17 protein-coding genes and 2 pseudogenes are annotated in these 16,307 nt (G+C 36.2%); 3 read left to right on the plus strand and 16 right to left on the minus strand.

Translation table 11 applies throughout. From position 1 onward, the window contains the following. Positions 1–510: 510 nt before the first annotated feature. Positions 511–1,281 (plus strand): sporulation protein, encoded by a 771-nt coding sequence (locus ACIQ0C_RS23670; protein WP_289321367.1) that lies wholly within the window; start codon positions 511–513, stop codon positions 1,279–1,281. Positions 1,282–1,536: 255 nt separating this feature from the next. Here ACIQ0C_RS23670 and ACIQ0C_RS23675 read toward each other — a convergent pair whose 3' ends face one another. From ACIQ0C_RS23675 to ACIQ0C_RS23735, 13 genes are all read right to left on the minus strand, one after another. Further along, a complete protein-coding gene (locus ACIQ0C_RS23675; protein WP_403064527.1) occupies positions 1,537–1,842 on the minus strand; it encodes a hypothetical protein in 306 nt (101 codons plus the stop codon). Between the two features lie 132 nt (positions 1,843–1,974). Beyond that, entirely contained in the window at positions 1,975–3,066 is a 1,092-nt protein-coding gene (locus ACIQ0C_RS23680; protein WP_403064530.1) for a DUF4030 domain-containing protein, read from the minus strand. Next, entirely contained in the window at positions 3,050–3,577 is a 528-nt protein-coding gene (locus tag ACIQ0C_RS23685; protein ID WP_403064533.1) for an RNA polymerase sigma factor, read from the minus strand. The genes ACIQ0C_RS23680 and ACIQ0C_RS23685 overlap by 17 nt, the downstream gene beginning before the upstream one ends. Positions 3,578–3,668: 91 nt before the next feature. Next, a complete protein-coding gene (locus tag ACIQ0C_RS23690) occupies positions 3,669–3,875 on the minus strand; it encodes a hypothetical protein (protein ID WP_403064536.1) in 207 nt (68 codons plus the stop codon). Beyond that, entirely contained in the window at positions 3,872–4,366 is a 495-nt protein-coding gene (locus tag ACIQ0C_RS23695; protein WP_403064539.1) for a hypothetical protein, read from the minus strand. Before ACIQ0C_RS23695 ends, ACIQ0C_RS23690 begins: the two co-directional genes overlap by 4 nt. A 232-nt stretch (positions 4,367–4,598) precedes the next feature. Next, positions 4,599–4,796 (minus strand): hypothetical protein, encoded by a 198-nt coding sequence (locus tag ACIQ0C_RS23700; protein WP_403064542.1) that lies wholly within the window; start codon positions 4,794–4,796, stop codon positions 4,599–4,601. A 175-nt stretch (positions 4,797–4,971) separates the two neighbouring features. After that, a complete protein-coding gene (locus tag ACIQ0C_RS23705; protein WP_403064545.1) occupies positions 4,972–5,664 on the minus strand; it encodes an aspartate/glutamate racemase family protein in 693 nt (230 codons plus the stop codon). Positions 5,665–5,700: 36 nt separating this feature from the next. Further along, positions 5,701–6,123, minus strand: coding sequence for a FosM family fosfomycin resistance protein (gene fosM / locus ACIQ0C_RS23710; RefSeq protein WP_403064548.1), 423 nt, complete (start codon positions 6,121–6,123; stop codon positions 5,701–5,703). Between the two features lie 14 nt (positions 6,124–6,137). Then, positions 6,138–6,668 carry a PepSY domain-containing protein gene (locus tag ACIQ0C_RS23715; RefSeq protein ID WP_403064551.1) on the minus strand — a complete coding sequence of 177 codons (531 nt, stop codon included), beginning with the start codon at positions 6,666–6,668 and terminating at the stop codon, positions 6,138–6,140. A 27-nt stretch (positions 6,669–6,695) separates the two neighbouring features. Next, positions 6,696–7,124 carry a GNAT family N-acetyltransferase gene (locus ACIQ0C_RS23720; RefSeq protein WP_403064554.1) on the minus strand — a complete coding sequence of 143 codons (429 nt, stop codon included), beginning with the start codon at positions 7,122–7,124 and terminating at the stop codon, positions 6,696–6,698. 319 nt (positions 7,125–7,443) lie between these two features. Then, the gene (locus ACIQ0C_RS23725) at positions 7,444–7,923 is read right to left on the minus strand and encodes a GNAT family N-acetyltransferase (RefSeq protein WP_403064557.1); all 480 of its coding nucleotides are present in this window, start codon (positions 7,921–7,923) and stop codon (positions 7,444–7,446) included. A gap of 63 nt (positions 7,924–7,986) precedes the next feature. After that, positions 7,987–8,238 carry a hypothetical protein gene (locus ACIQ0C_RS23730; protein WP_403064560.1) on the minus strand — a complete coding sequence of 84 codons (252 nt, stop codon included), beginning with the start codon at positions 8,236–8,238 and terminating at the stop codon, positions 7,987–7,989. A 581-nt stretch (positions 8,239–8,819) separates the two neighbouring features. Then, positions 8,820–10,505, minus strand: coding sequence for a methyl-accepting chemotaxis protein (locus ACIQ0C_RS23735; RefSeq protein ID WP_403064563.1), 1,686 nt, complete (start codon positions 10,503–10,505; stop codon positions 8,820–8,822). A 407-nt stretch (positions 10,506–10,912) separates the two neighbouring features. On the opposite strand from ACIQ0C_RS23735, the gene ACIQ0C_RS23740 reads away from it, so the two are divergent. Both ACIQ0C_RS23740 and ACIQ0C_RS23745 read left to right on the plus strand, forming a co-directional pair. Next, on the plus strand, positions 10,913–11,908 hold the full coding sequence (locus ACIQ0C_RS23740; protein ID WP_403064566.1) for a zinc-dependent alcohol dehydrogenase family protein: 996 nt from the start codon (positions 10,913–10,915) through the stop codon (positions 11,906–11,908). A 325-nt stretch (positions 11,909–12,233) separates the two neighbouring features. Beyond that, positions 12,234–12,932 (plus strand): DUF421 domain-containing protein, encoded by a 699-nt coding sequence (locus tag ACIQ0C_RS23745; protein WP_403064569.1) that lies wholly within the window; start codon positions 12,234–12,236, stop codon positions 12,930–12,932. A gap of 806 nt (positions 12,933–13,738) precedes the next feature. Here the strand turns inward: ACIQ0C_RS23745 and ACIQ0C_RS23750 are convergent. The 3 genes and pseudogenes from ACIQ0C_RS23750 to ACIQ0C_RS23760 form a co-directional block, all read right to left on the minus strand. Further along, entirely contained in the window at positions 13,739–15,001 is a 1,263-nt protein-coding gene (locus tag ACIQ0C_RS23750) for a dicarboxylate/amino acid:cation symporter (RefSeq protein WP_403064572.1), read from the minus strand. Positions 15,002–15,479: 478 nt separating this feature from the next. After that, positions 15,480–15,764: pseudogene (locus ACIQ0C_RS23755) on the minus strand (VOC family protein). Positions 15,765–15,939: 175 nt separating this feature from the next. Further along, positions 15,940–16,038: pseudogene (locus ACIQ0C_RS23760) on the minus strand (transcriptional regulator); the annotation flags it as partial. Positions 16,039–16,307 lie beyond the last annotated feature (269 nt).

The raw sequence follows: 16,307 nt of genomic DNA on the forward strand, positions 1-16,307 counted from the left end.
CTGCCTACTAGACGTATACCTTTAAGAAAAGTTTACAATTTTAATCACACAAAATAGTTTTTTAGTAAATAGTTTCGAATTTTAGTAAGAAACAACTATTGTTCTGTATCTCTGAAATAACGATTGATAAAAACAAAACACCTTGGTAAATGAGCAAATAGAAAGAGCATGTCCTGACTAAAAGAAACATGCTCTTAACTATTCGATTGAATGTTTCTTTTATAAGGAGGGGTGATTAGTTTCCATACTTCTCAATGCACCTTTTAGTTCATTAAGAATCCCTATTTACATAGAAGGAAGATACACTCTCCATTCTTTCCAAGCTTTAAGATAGCCACTTAAGTCATGCGGGGGAACTCTAATACAAACGCCTATACGTGTGTTAGATATACATAAATTTTTGTGGTTTCACTTTTTTCATGACCCTTTAAACTTTGAACCACTTCTAGAGGCGCTCATGAACCTATTATGCTATGCTATTTATAGACTTACAAAGGGGGAATTATGTACATGTCATTTTTTGATAAAATGAAAGCAAGCATCGGAATCGGTGCGGCGAAAGTGGATACAAAATTAGAAAAAGATTCATACAAACAAGGAGAAACGGTAAAAGGGAACGTGTTTATCCTTGGCGGAAACACCCAACAGGAAATCAATGGGCTGTACATCCATGTGATGACACAGGTTTTGAGGGAACAGGATGACCGTAAGTATTTAGATGATGTTACCCTTTACAAAATAAAGGTTTCGGATGCATTCGTCATTGAAAAAGGCGAAGAAAAGGTGATTCCGTTTTCCTTGCAACTTCCGTACGAAACGCCAATCACGATAGGGGACGTGTCTGTGTGGATGAAGACGGAAATGGATGTGACGTTCGCATTGGACCCTAAAGATAACGATTATATAAACGTATTTGAAAATGAAACAGTCAGTAGCTTCCTAAAAGCAATCGAATCACTAGGGTTTTACTTGAACAAAGTGAAAAATGTACCCTTCAAACGTAGCAAAACGGGTGTCTTTCAGGAATTCGAATACAAGCCAAAGGGCGGTCCATTCCAAAGAAGCCTTGATGAGGTTGAAATCGGATTCGTCGCGGACGCTCAATCCGTAGATTTATTCATCGAAGTGGATAGAAAAGCAAGAGGACTTTCTGGGTTTTTGGAAAGTGCAGCAGGAATGGATGAATCCAAGATCCGAGTGCAATACAAACATTTCCAAAAAGAAAGTGTAGAAACAGCCAAGCAAGAACTAATGGATATACTATCCCGTTATTCTCGATAAATTGGATTTGCTTATCTGCCTTATATAAACCCCATACATCAGTTAAGATCTTACCTGTTTCTCTCCAATCTATACCATATTAATAGACAGTATAGACAAAAGAAAAACTATTATACTAGATTAGTAGATTTTTCATTAAACAATAACACCTGTTAGTTAAAGAAGAAAAACTGCCTTAAGACAGCTCCAATCTTCAGCTTACGCACCCGTTAAAGGAGTTGCCCTAACAACTCCTTTAAGAACAAAATTTATTTATTAATCACTAATAATACTGTTTTTATTTTTAAAGTAAATAAACAAATTAAATATGCTTAACCCTAAAATTATAAGAAACAAATATGAGGAAATAACATCTCCTCCTAAATTTAATTCATCAGCTATGTATCCTATAATAATAAGATTAATACCAGAAACAATTATTGAAATTATTGAAGTAATACTAACTGTGAATCCATTAACGAGGTTGCTTCGTTTCTTTTGAATTAATAAAATAACAATTAAACTAATTATAAAAATAATAAAAACTAATCTTAAAAAATCGTATATTTCCAACCCTTCCATAATCATCCCCCTTATTATCCTTTTCCTATTAATTTTACCACAAAAAACCATTATCCTTATGCAACTAAACTGCCCCTTTTGTTCAATAATAAAAAGGCTGCCGTAGCAACCCCAGTATAAATTTATTCTAGTTTAATTTACTTTCTTTTTGTCTTTACCGTATACATTAATTTTGTAGGAATCATTTTTAACCATTTTTTGCATTTCTTTAGAGTTCAAATATTCTTTAAGAACCTTCTCTATCTGTTCGCCATGTTCCCTTGAACCAGAATCCGAACTTTTTATAGAAACCCATATATCTATTCTTGGTTCAGGGTTAATAGAATATCCAGTCAAAGTAATTTTGTAATCCTTTTTACCGATTAATTCTTCAGTAATAGAATCTAGAATTATACTCCATCTCTTGTCTTGATCTGCTTTTTCCATGTCTATATTATTAATTTTAACAAGGTATTTTTCCTTTTTTGTTTTCTGCAGTATATTATTAACTTCTTTTTTCATTTCATCTGATCTTGTCTCAGTTTCTGCTATATCTATTACTACTGTATTCTTTAAGGGCTCTTTAGTTAATTGTAAGATATTATACTTTTTATACACTTTATCAAGAGCCATTGATAGTTCTCTGTCCTTCTTAATCTGTTTTTCTAGATCTTCAATGTGTTTCTTTTCTTCTTCACTATAAGGTACATCCACGTATTTTTCTATTTTAACTTTATAAGCATCAAAATTGTTTGATAGTAAAATTTCCTTCACAATACCTTCAATTTCACCTTTAACACTTTTATAATATTGATTTGAACCATCAACAGTTATAGTTATTGTCTTATTGTGATACGTAATACTCGGACCACTAAATTTGTAACCCTTCTCTGTTAATTCTTCATTAATAATAGTACCAACCGATTTTTCATTTATAAATGAGTTTAAGAATGGAATCTTTGAGACCATCTCTGCCATTGCTGGAGAGACAAATGTAGAGCCAATAAATAAACCCAATACTATGATCAACGCGATTCCAGAGTATGTTAATTTCCTGATCAAACTTACTTTTTTGATACGAGTTGATAGGAGGGGATTCTTATTTCTCTTTTGGGATTCCAACTTTTCAATATCAGTAATGATTCGGTTTTTCAGTTCTTGTTTTTGTTTTGTTTTCCACAATAGATCGGCATTTAACTTCTTTAAGGAGCTATCTAAATCAGTATCTTCATATTGTTTTTTCATCCAAATACCCCTCCTTTATTAGTTGGTTTTTTAATGCTGGAATAGCTCTAAAAAGAGTTGATTTAACTTTACTCTCAGACCAACTCAATATCTTTGCTGTATCCTCAATGGAAAAACCTTTGATTTTTCTTAAAACGATCACCTTTCGATATGTATCTTTCATTTCCCCTAACGCTTTATATAGTTCAGATGATTCCTCTTTTATTCGAATCATTTCTTCAGGCAATGAGGTATTGTCCTTTTGCAAAAGAAATACTTCTTTAAAGAACCTGCTGGGTTTCCGTTTTCTTAAAAAATCGACCGTTAAGTTGTGAGCGATACTGAATAGCCATGTTCTTTCACTGGAATGCTGTTTAAATGAATTATGATATAAGTACGCTTTTACAAAGGTATCGTGGGTCAAATCCTCTGCTTGTTGATAATCCTTAACCATCAATAAAATAAAGCTTAAAATGGATTTACTATGTTGGTCATACCAATCTGCAATTTCTAATTTTCTATACTCCGACAAGTCTCCACCCCTCCTTTTCTTGAATGTTCAATACTTAGACGTAATATCTAAATAAAAGTTGTGTTTTTGCATTAAAAAAATCTCTAAAAGTTTAGATTAGAGACCTTTTTGTTCTTTTATAGAACTGGTGTTTATCAGTTGCCTTAGAAATAAGGTGAAAATCATGCTCCAAGCTCATGATGATCAAGGAACTATCCTGCCCCGATGGTTCCATAAGAAAAAGCTGCCCGTAAAGACAGCTCCGATCTTCAGCTAACGCACCCGTAACCTGAAGAATGACATGGTATAAAACTATCACATTGCACTTCCCAACATGACCATGCCAATAAATCCATATACAACTGTAACTCCCAAACCATATAAAAATAAGTTATCTTTTTTAAATAGTCTGATCAGTTCAAAGAAAGAAATGACAATCCGTATAACCAACAACAGTACAAATATAGATAAAAATGACATTCCGATAGTCATTGGAATCTCTGTCACTAACCTCATACCATCTGACTCATCATTTGAGATTACCCCAATCCCCATTCCCATATAAATCCACAAAAATGACCTCAATATCAATGTAAAGAATAAAATGTAGTAACGATGAACATTAGGTGCTAAAGAAGAATCCACAGACGTCATCCATTTTATAAAATACTTGATACATAACCTACACGAAATAATAGGATGTAACCACGCAAATATAAAATCTGTTTCATTGTCCTTAACATAAGAATTCTTTCCAAATGTCATATTAATTGTATTTGATTCGTTTTTCTTCTTTTTCTTCCTTTTCATCTTCAACAACCAATCTATTAGTCATAGTATAATTAGATATTCTTCAATCAAAATTATATCATAAACGAGAGTAAAACTTTTTCTGTGTTAAAGAGACATTTATGTATAAAACAACATTAAATCACTTGCTTCCTTATTCAACTATCCTGCCTCTCGTTAGTTCCGTAAGAAAAAGGGCAGCCACAGCAACCCTGTTATAATGTAAGCACCCTAGATCCTAGTATATTAATATTTATTGCTTGTCATCAGGTTCTTCCGTATTGCCCATTGTTTTTTGATTTTTACTAATATGATTGGCTATATATAAAAGTAAACCAAAACTGCCGCCAACAAGTATCCCGAAACCTGACCCGACAGCTACCAACTCCAAGGCGTAAAAAACAATCACACCGAGAAGAACATATGAAAAAACTGTATCAATCTTAATCAAATCCAACCTTCTCCTTTACTGCAATATAAATTCAAAAGTGTTCTACTGTATTAAATGACCTGAAAGTAATGTAACCAAGCAAAGGTGAATGGAATGGAGAGATAATAACTATTTATTAAGCACAAAAAAAAGGCTGCCGCAGCAACCTTCCTTATTGAAGCACAATGTCATTCATTCATTTTTCCATTGCCATATTAACGGATTCAATGGCATGTATTACAGCTGTATCAAATAATGGCACTTCTGAATCCTCTGGTTTTACTAGTAATCCAATTTCTGTGCAGCCTAATATTATTCCTTCCGCTCCATCATCCACTAACCCCTTGATTACCTTTTTGTAATGATCCCTTGATGATTGTTGAATTTCCCCTAAACATAATTCTTCATAAATTACTTTATTGATGACTTTTCTATCCTCATCATTTGGTAGCAGGACCTTGATACCATTAGATTCAATTCGTGTTCTATAAAAGTCTTGCTCCATCGTATATTTAGTGCCCAGTAAACCAACCGTACTGATTTTGGACTTTTGAATTTGTTTTGCCGTTGAATCAGCAATGTGTAAAATCGGTAAACTGACTTTTTCTTCAATATATCCAATCACTTTATGCATCGTATTTGTACAAATTACAATCATTTCGGCACCTGCCTTTTCCAAAGACAGAGCTGCATCGCCTAATAATTTGCCGGAACTTTCCCAATCCCCTTCAGCTTGGTAGCGTTCGATTTCTTCAAAATCCACGCTATATAAAATGCACTTGGCTGAATGCAATCCTCCCAATTTGGCTTTTACTTCTTCGTTGATGATCCGATAATATTCTAACGATGACTCCCAGCTCATGCCGCCAATAAGCCCAATAGTTTTCATGAACATTCCCCTTTTCATTTGAAAATAGCTTACTTATCAGTCGAAAAACTCCATATGTGTTTTTTCTTGTTTGTAGTAATCTATTCTATTTTGTAAAGTACCTGTATGAAACTCAAACTTATGGCCATCTGGATCAGTGAAATAAATGGACTTCTTATCTTTTTCATCTCTTGGACGTCCTGACAGGATCTTTACATTCAATCCGATTAGTTTCTCATACATGTTCATAAAGTCGGCTTCTTCTATGGAAAATGCTATATGTGTGTATGATTGGCTTATTTCATTACGGGGAATATCTTTTTCTACATTCAGGGCAACCCACATTCCATTCAAATCAAAATAGGCTGTGGTTCTTCCCTTTACTAATAATTTTGCATCAAAAACTTTTTGATAAAATTCTATGGAACTCTCTAAATCGGAAACTGAAAATAAAAAGTGATTCAAACCTTTTATAAACACTCTACCACCTCATATTAAGATTGCCTTTTATTCGCCATTAGACGCTTATAGAGAGGATACCCGAACATGTAATATCCGGAAAATGACAGCAGGATTAAGGATAAACCAGTCATTGTGAGGATAGTGTATCTATACCAATCGCCAAAGAAGGTTCCATCATGCAGAGTAATGAGGAAAGTCGAGTAATCTGGATTTGTGGATAACACTTTTCCCGTACTTACATCCATTTGAACACCTTGACCGTTATTAAAGCGAACCTGGTACACATTTGCACTTGGTCTATATTCGATTCTAAATATATCTTCAACCGAGTCCGCACCTGGAAGATCCTGAGACACAGCAATGGATACGACCTTCTCCATTGGTATCGCTTGATCCGGGCTCGCCTCTTTCCCCGTCCGTAACTCATCAGCCACTCCGAGTGGTATCATATAAACAAGCACGAGACCCGTGACTGCGATGAACATAAAAAAAATGGATAAAATCAATCCTGTCCATTTATGTACTTTTCGGCTTAATTGATACAGCTTTACAGATTTCGACAATGTTCCATCACATCCCTTGACTATTTTTCAAAATAAATTTTTCTTCATGACCACCCTATCTTCATTTACAACATAATCATTTTTCAGATAAAATGCTTCTGCGAGCCCGTCATTAGGACTTTTAATCTCTCTCTTCTGCAGTTCAGCTTCTAAAGATCGAAGCATTTTTGAGCCATGCCCTTTGCCTTGCATTTCATTATTCACACAAAGCTCTGCCAAATAATACGTTAAACCTTGATAAGACACCTTACTATTTCCAGCAACAAAACCAACAGGATGGTGATCAACATGAAATAAAAAGCCAAGAAATTTAGGCGTATGCAATAAGTCGGAAAGTCTCTCTTTAGCCGTTTCATATGTCCATCTTTCATTCCATGGTTCACGATTAAAAACGTTCATGTAAAGTTCGATACATAGCTCCAAATTCCCCGATGTCAGTGGTATCATTTCTGTCATATTCATGCTTCCTTTCTATTTTCATTAAAATTTTGTATATTAATCCAAATTATATCTTATCCTCGTTGAACTAACCTGCTCCTATAGGACCATAAAAGAAGAGCTGCCTAAGAAGAAGAAAATCACCGAAACTACCAATCAATCATGAAGGGGCATACAATGAGCAGATTAGATAATTAAGGTCCTAAAAAGAAATATTACAAAGAACAGGTATTGTAAGTGCTATTCTAGGCATCATTAGCAATGAATAATAAACGCTTTAGCTAGTCCTGCCTTAGCGGATTCTATAAAAAAGGTCGACCGAATTTTCTGGTCGACCTTAGTTCATTGATAACTGTTTCATGAATAAAACTCGATCTTGATTATGTCCGTCATAGTCAGAGTGGACTGAAACACCATCAATGAATTTATCTCCCGCTTCCATTTCAAATCCCATCTTAGTATGATAGGCAATTGAAGATTTGTTGACCGGAGACGTTACACAACGGACAACATTGCGTCCATATTGATTAACGACCTTAAAAAATCGATTATATAAATGTTTTCCGATATCATTTTTTCTGTATTCAGGATGCACTCCGACAAAGTGAATATATGCCTCTTCAGATTGAGATTGAGATAGGATCCCTATTAAGAAACCGACTATTTTCCCTTCCTTTTCGGCTATGAAACTTGTATTTGTAAAATGATCAAAGAATAATTTCGGTAACATATCAGACATTTGCCTTCCGCCCCACCACTCATTGATCAGCGGCGATATGACATAGTAATCTGACCCTTTCACTGAACGAATTTCCATCCTTCTCCCCCTTTAATCACTAAGGTCATTTTCACGTTATTCATGCTAAAATAACATACCCCGTTAGTTCATTAACTTTTCATACGATAAAATTACAATTCCACATATTACTGAAACTCCTAAAAATGATAATACATAAAAATGATTGGGCGTATCACTCACAAACTCTACCTCATTTTGAAGGTTTTCTACCATTCCCCATGCATTCTCAATATCCGATTTATAGTTTTTTGTTTTTATATAACCGACTAACATCATAACGACTACATAGATTGCATGAATCGAAATTGAACCTATCATTGCTTGAAGAATCACTTTTATATTGCCCCTCCTTTTTTACTCATTTTACCATATCATTGCATAAGAAAAGGAGCTGCTCATCAGCTCCTGGTAATGAAGTAAAGCCCCTGTTAGTTGATTAAATTATGTAAAACACCTACGAATATACATACTGTGATCAAAATCGGCCAGCCTACTTTTTTTGTTACAGATTTCTGAAGGAATTTGATTTTAGATAAAGTAAAATCAATGACCAAAACTAGAACTACAATATACAATAAATTAAGCCAATATGAGTTACCCATTCTATCAAGATACGGACTAAGAAAGAGTATTACAATGAATATTGTAATTCTGTAGGCAACATTTTCCCACTTCAATTTTTTAACCACCTTATGATTTATGTTTCATTGGCATCTCTATTATAAACGAGTCACTTAATCAGCTATAAAGGATTTTTTCACCTTATCCCCTTCTAGTCTTTGTTCAACTTTGGGTTTAGCGATTTTTACCGGGGACATCCCAGCATTTAACCAAATTCAGATCAAAGTTTAGAGATGGACTGTGGAACCTAAAAAATGCCCCAAAACCTAATCGCTTTGGGGCATTTTTTTTAGTTAAGCCTTGAAACGAGAAATCATCTCCTGCAATTCCTCCGCCAATTTGGTCAAGGAAATGGTTGCATTCGAAACTTCCTCAATGGAAGCCAGTTGCTGCTTACTTGCAGCTGCTGCCGTTTCAGTGCCAGCTAGTGTTTCCTGTGACCCTTCAGCAATTATTTCTATGGTTTGCTGCAGTTCTTCGAAACCATTCTTTATAAACTGGGTAGCTGCTGCCACTTCTTGAATCTGGGATGTCACCTGCTCAATGAATAGTAAAATTTCTTCAAAGTTTGTAACCGTTTCTTCTGAAAGCTTGATTCCAGAGTCCACATTATCTCTTACAATTTGAATATTATTGACGGTCTCGTTTGATTCATTTTGGATGGTCGAAACAAGCTTATGGATATTATTTGCAGATTGACTGGTTTGATCGGCCAATTTCCTGACCTCTTCCGCAACAACTGCGAATCCTTTGCCATGCTCCCCGGCTCTAGCAGCCTCAATTGCAGCGTTTAATGCAAGTAAATTCGTCTGACCTGAAATATCAGTAATTAGAGTGGAAATTTCTTTAATTTGTGTCGCGCTAAATACTAATGAGGTGACTCCTTTATCCGCCATGTCTACAGACAGATTGATGGATTTCATCTGCTCGAGCATTTCTTTTACTGAGCTTTCACCGCTTTCAGCTTGCCCTGTCATATTTGATGAAACCTCTGCTACCTTTGATGTATTCGAAGCTACCGAAATGATGCTGTTTAGTGAATCAGTAACCGCCTTTAGGCTGTTAACTGTCAATCGGCTTTGTTCACTATTGTTTTGAGTTATCGCTTGCATCGTTTCCGAGATGTGATCCGATGTCACTATGGACTGTTCGGTACTGGCCGACAGTTCTTCAGAAGCAGCTGCCACTTGTTCAGATGATATGCCAATTTGAGAAATCATTTGTCTAAGCGAGTCCACGAAGGTATTAAACGATTTAGCCAGTTGACCAAATTCATTATTGCCTGTAACCTCCATATGCTTAGTCAAATCAGCATCACCTGTGGCTATTTCCTCTAATTGGCGGTTTAACTTACCTAGTGGCAGTAGAATTGACCTTAATAGTAAAACACTTAACGCAATCCCAACTATCGATGAAGCAATAGCCAGGAAGAGAAAGGCTTCCCTGCTCAACTGGGAATAGCGGTCATTTAACGATTGGATATTGGAAACATCAGCATGAAGAGCTTCCACCAATTCATCCACTGAAGGATCAAGCACTTCTTTCCTAAGAGTTCTTTCTTCTCCAAAGTGCAGGTTTTTAGCACCTTCAGGATCTTCTTTATAAATCCTAATTACCTGCTGGTTCATTTCCCAAGAATCATCAAAGTTTTCTTCTAGCTTATTTATACTCTCACTGTATTTCTTTTCCTTATTAAGCTCCTTGATTTTTTCGATTTTCTTATGTACATCATTTGCTTTTTCTTCCATCCCTTCGGCCATTTGTTTATTCCCGGTTATGATAAATGCCCTTTCATCATTTGATAAGCCTGCCAGGCGATATTGAATTCCAATAACAATCTTTTGAATTTCCAACTTATCCTGAAGTGTAGAATTCCTTTCAGATGATGCATCTATTACATAAACAGCAAAACTCCCCAGTATTAGAATTGTTCCAATAAGAATGGATACTGTAGTTATCATCCTCGTTTTAATTTTCAATTCTGTAATCTCCTAAAATCTATAGATTTTTAACATTTCACTCACCATTTATATCGGACTTTCAGCTTATTTATGAAGATAAAAACCTTCTGGATCAATAAAATAAAGCCGCCTATACGGGAGCTCACTCTTCAATCAATAGAGATATAAAACTGCACTTAATTATATGCTCAACCTTCGCGCTACCATCACTGATATATTAGTAATAACAATCATATTAATAGTTTAATGATTTAAGAACTTCTCTTAAATTCCCTTTTAAAAAATGTGCGTAACTTTTAATTTTATAGTAGATAAAGTATCATTGATTAAGACTAAATATTCTTACTTTTCGCGCTATTCCCTACGATCCTTAACATGCATAGGTAATGAGACATTCCCCATAAAAATAAATAGGAGTGACTAAAGTGAAAGCACAAATTATTCAATCTTTTGGCGATCCATCCGTATTTCAGCTTGAAGAGGTTTCAAAACCCGAATTAAAACCTGGACATGCATTTATTCAAGTCAGGGCTACAAGTGTAAATCCTATTGATACGAAGGTCCGTGCTGGTGCAGTTCCAGCCGTTGCCCCCGAGTTTCCAGCCGTTTTACATGGTGATGTTGCAGGCTTGGTATCTGCAGTGGGTGAAGGAGTGACTGAGTTTAAAGTTGGCGATGAAGTGTTTGGATGTGCGGGCGGTTTTAAAGGGACTGGCGGTGCACTTGCAGAGTTCATGCTTGCAGATGTTGATTTACTTGCTCACAAGCCGAAAAATTTGACGATGGAAGAAGCCGCTGCTTTACCACTAGTTGCCATTACTGCATGGGAAGCATTATTTAATCGGGCAAATCTAGTCCCTGGACAAAATATACTGATCCATGCAGCAACCGGCGGTGTAGGCCATATTGCCATTCAGCTAGCCAAATGGAGAGGCGCGACAGTCCATGCAACTGCCTCTTCGCAAGAGAAGCTGGTGATTGGCACGCGCCTTGGTGCAGATGTAACGATCAATTATCGAGAAGAAAGCGTACACGACTATGTACAAAAATATACAGACGGAAAAGGATTTGACGTTGTGTTTGACACGGTAGGTGGGGAAAACCTTGATCGCTCTTTTGAAGCGGCTGCGGTACATGGAACGGTAGCAGCCATTGCTGCCCGTTCGACTCATGACCTCTCCCCAGTGCATTCAAAGGGACTTTCTTTACATGTTACATTTATGTTGTTGAAGATATTAAATAAGGACATGCATAAGCAATATGGAGAAATTTTGAAGAAGATTGCCAGGGTTGTGGAGGAAGGTAAGCTGCGCCCGCTTGTGGATCCAAACATGTTCACGTTTGATGAAGTCTCAAAAGCTCATGAGTATATGGAGTCAGGCAAGGCGATAGGAAAAATTGTTTTGAAAAATAATTGGTAATTAATATGCAATTTAACAACCTTATGTTCATTTAAAAATAGACGGTACAGTGAAAATCTCTATAGATTCCCGCTGTACCGTCTGCTTTTATTTTTAATTGCCGTAAAACTCCAATAGGGCAATTACCTCCGCTTGTTCTTCATTCAAAGCATATTTTTCACTTCAAGAAAAATTCATTTAGCTCCATAAAAACTTTACTTTCACTGGTTGATAATCCCGCCACAAATGTTGACTTCAAAAATAATTGCAGAAAATAAATACCAGGTACAATTTGGTTTAAATGATTGTTAAAAGGGAGAAAAGGAATAAAAGGTGAGGTGATAAAATGATTTATCTGGAAATAGCAATAAAGCTGGTGATTGGGCTGGTTGGACTCCTGGCCTTGACAAGACTTCTTGGAAAAAAAGAAATGTCTCAAGTTACCCCTTTTGATTTTATTTACGCTTTAGTATTAGGCGGCATTCTAGAAGAAGGCATCTACGATGAAAAAGTGTCGATTTGGCAGATTCTATTTGCAATTTGCCTTTGGGGAATTTCCGTTTATATCATAGAGGTTTGCGCTCAAAAAAGTGATCGCATGAAAAAATTGCTCAAAGGACATTCTTCTTTGATTATTCGTAATGGCGAATTGGACATAAAACAAATGAAAAAAAATCATCTGGATATTGAACAGGTTCGAACCATGCTACGGAAACAGGGTGTGTTTACTCTCCGGGAAGTGCGTGATTTATATCTTGAGCCTGGCGGGGACATCAGTGTAAAGCTTCATACCAAGACAGGAAGCGTCACACCAGAAATGCTTGGCCTTAATCCTGGGGATGAAGCCCCTTCTATCCTAGTAATTGAGGAAGGCAAAATAAAAGAGGAAGAGCTTCGATCCGTGAAAAAATCAAAAGAATGGCTTCTGGAAGGGCTTCAGAAAAGAAATTATAAAACAATTGAGGATATCCTATATGGAGAATGGTCAGAAACGGATGGATTCTATATACAGCCATATCCCCAAAAAAATTCTAATATACCATAAAAAACTTAAGAGATTTTATTTTTGCTCTGCTTAATTATAGACGGTACAGTGAAAATCCCTAAAGATTCTCGCTGTACCGTCTTTAAAAGCCGTAAAACACCAATAGGACATAGTAATAGGAATTGGCAACTTTAAGATAATTTGAAACCACTAATATTCTTTAAATAAAGCAAAAAATAACTAGCTATTGTAACTCCCGATGCTAAGTTTTTATCCCAGTAAGCATCTGCTAAAGGAGTCCCATATTCTTCATCAATTTTTACTAATAAAGACCTTATGCGTTCGCACTCATTACATCTGCTCAACAGATTGCCATAGTAGACTTCTACAGGATAAAAAAATCCTCTTTCATTTTCTAATCGAAAAGAGGATTTATTAAAATTTCAGGCAAATCGGAGACTACTTTTTCTGTTTTGAATGCTTTTTAAGATTGCCATTGAACTTTACTAATGATGACCATTTCCCCTCAAATTCTCTCGAAGGACTTCTTACAGACCATGAAGTGGCTCTCCTCAAGTCCATCCGAACTGTTCCCTGTACCTGAACTTCCTGCCCATTTAATTCCATAAAGAAAGAACTGCCTTAAAAGGCAGTTCCGATTTTAAGCTAACGCAGCTGTTAGTGAAGGAATACTTTCTTTCTCAACTTTCACTAACGTTTTCCCTGATCAATGTCTAAAAGTCTTCAAGATGACTATTCACACCCCATCCTCATGACTTTCAACCGGGCGAGAATATCAGGTCCTTGCTACTTGTATCATTGCTTTTCCCCATTCTTCTGATGTAATGATGCTGCTTAACGTATCATCAGAATGTTGGTGGCACCTGCCGAATGCTTGACTGTTCTGTTTGAGCTTTCCATTCTCCCTGACGGAACTCTTTTTCCCACTTCGAAACCACAATACAAGCGAGAACATGTCCAGGAGTATTACAAGCAGTACGTGCCATATCCAGCACACGGTCAATTCCTGCAATAATTGCGACGCCTTCTGCAGGAAGTCCTACAGCTGAGGCGGTAGCTAAAAGGACAACTAGTGAACCGGATGGAACAGCGGCAATTCCTTTTGAGGTTGCAACAAGAACCCCCATTACAATCAACTGTTGGCCAAAGTCCATCGGGATGCCATATGCTTGTGCCAAAAAAATAGAGCAAACTGAAAGGTACAATGTCGAACCATCACAATTCAGTGATAGCCCAGAAGGAATAACGAATGAAACTACGCGTTTCGAACAACCGTATGCTTCCATTCGTTCCATTAACTGAGGCAGAATTGTTTCCGTACTTGTTGTAGAAAAAGCGATAAGGAACAAATCCCATACCATTCGAAACACTTTAAAGTAAGAAATCTTCAATAACCAACCAATTATTGGGAATAAAACAAAAATTACTATAGCAAGCCCAAGATACACAACCCCAATCAACTTTGTCATAGGGATTAAAAGGGCAATGCCATACTGACCTACAGAGGCTGCCATGAGAGCGAGTACACCAATCGGTGCCGTTACCATGACCATTTGTGTCAGTTTAAACATGATATTTGCAACTGATTCCATAAACTTCATTGCGGGTTCTGACTTTTTGCCAATTGCTCCAGCAGCTGCACCAAATAAAATAGCGAAGAATATAACAGCTAATAAATCACTTTTTGCCATCGCATCAACAATGTTGCTTGGAATGATATTAACAAGCATCGTTTTAAAATCGACAACCTTGGTAACGCTTTCATTTAATTGTGTGATATCCTTTTGAGCAAGGTGGGACAAATTAAGCCCGGCACCGGGCTTTAAAATGTTAACAAGTATAAGACCTAAACCTAGGATCAGAGTGGTAATAAATTCAAACCAAATAATTGTTTTAAGTCCTAATGAACCCATTTTTTTCATGTTTCCGTCGCCTGATGACCCAATGACGATAGTGGTGAAAACAATAGGCACAACAATCATTTTAATAAGATGAATAAAAGCGTCGCCAATTGGCCTTAAGGATTGGCCAATTACAGGAAAAAAATGACCGATAAGTGCTCCAATAAACAGTGCTATTAATACTTGAAAAGCAAAAAACTTTTTCATATGTTGCCCTCCTTGAACGAAAAATTAATAGCCTCATCACACAATATGTCAATAATTAGATCATTCCATTCTCATTTGACTATGAAATGAGAAAGAAGAAATGGCCTTTAAAAATTGATTCTACATTTATATAGACACCCCCCCATTTTAAAATATTTGTAATTATACCAAAAATTGTATCGTTTTTTTGCGATTCAGTAAAATACTGAATTACTATAAAGTTATAAGAATTAATTATTAATCCCGTTTACATCTTTTATGTTTCTTAATCAGCTAACGCACCCGTTATTTTAGGAGACCCACGATGGTACATTTCCATTGCAGAATGAGAACAATATCTTAAACATGTATAACCCCGTCCTAAAATTAGGACAGGGTTAACATAAAGCTGTTTAATTGTTGATTAAAGCACTTCACCCAACTTAAAACAAACCAATAAAGTCTTTTAGAACTAGGTTACATCTATTTCTACATAAAGTTACTGCTGCAAAATCTGAATAAGGTTGCCACATGTATCGTCGAAGACAGCTATTGTGACTACACCCATTTTTGTCGGCTCCATAGTAAACTTCACACCGTTTTCCAATAATCGTTCGTACTCTTTATGAATATCTGCAACGCCAAACATTGTTGCCGGGATGCCCTCGGCAAATATCTTCTATTGATACTCCTGTGCGGCAGGATGCTCATTCGGTTCGAGTAAAAGCCCGGTACCGTCATGAGCTTCGGGAGAAACAAGCGTGATCCACCTGAATTTCCCCATTGGAACGTCTTGTTTTTTTACAAATCCCAGCTGTTCTGAATAAATATGGTAACAATGATTTTCATAATGTTTTGCCTCCTTTGATATTTGTGACGCATGGTGCTGTGCTAACAATCTGGCTGCAAGCAAAACGGACCCACACATTTTGTCAGAAGTCTTGTTTCGATTTATAAAATTACTCTATCCATCCCTTTAGCAAATTTTTAAGTGGTTCGTTGTTGAATATAACTACTCGATACTTTCCCTTTCGTTTTGATTTTACGAGCCCGGCATCTTACCAGTCGTCATTATCTAGTTTACCTTCCCATCCAACATATATTTCTAATAGCCTGTTATTCGTTTCAATCACACCCCAAATGTTTATCTATATACATACTTTATCATTCCTTATTAAACTAACCTCCCTCAATAAACTAAACACAATCTCACGATTGCTCTAGAATTCACCGGATTTCATAGTCATATCATTAACCATTATCATTGTAAGCTTGGCATCACTCCTCAAGGGTAGGGATTTATCGAAAAAAGTGTATACTAAACTAG

This window comes from Peribacillus sp. NPDC096448, from assembly GCF_044762675.1.
Lineage (GTDB): Bacteria > Bacillota > Bacilli > Bacillales > DSM-1321 > Peribacillus > Peribacillus frigoritolerans_B.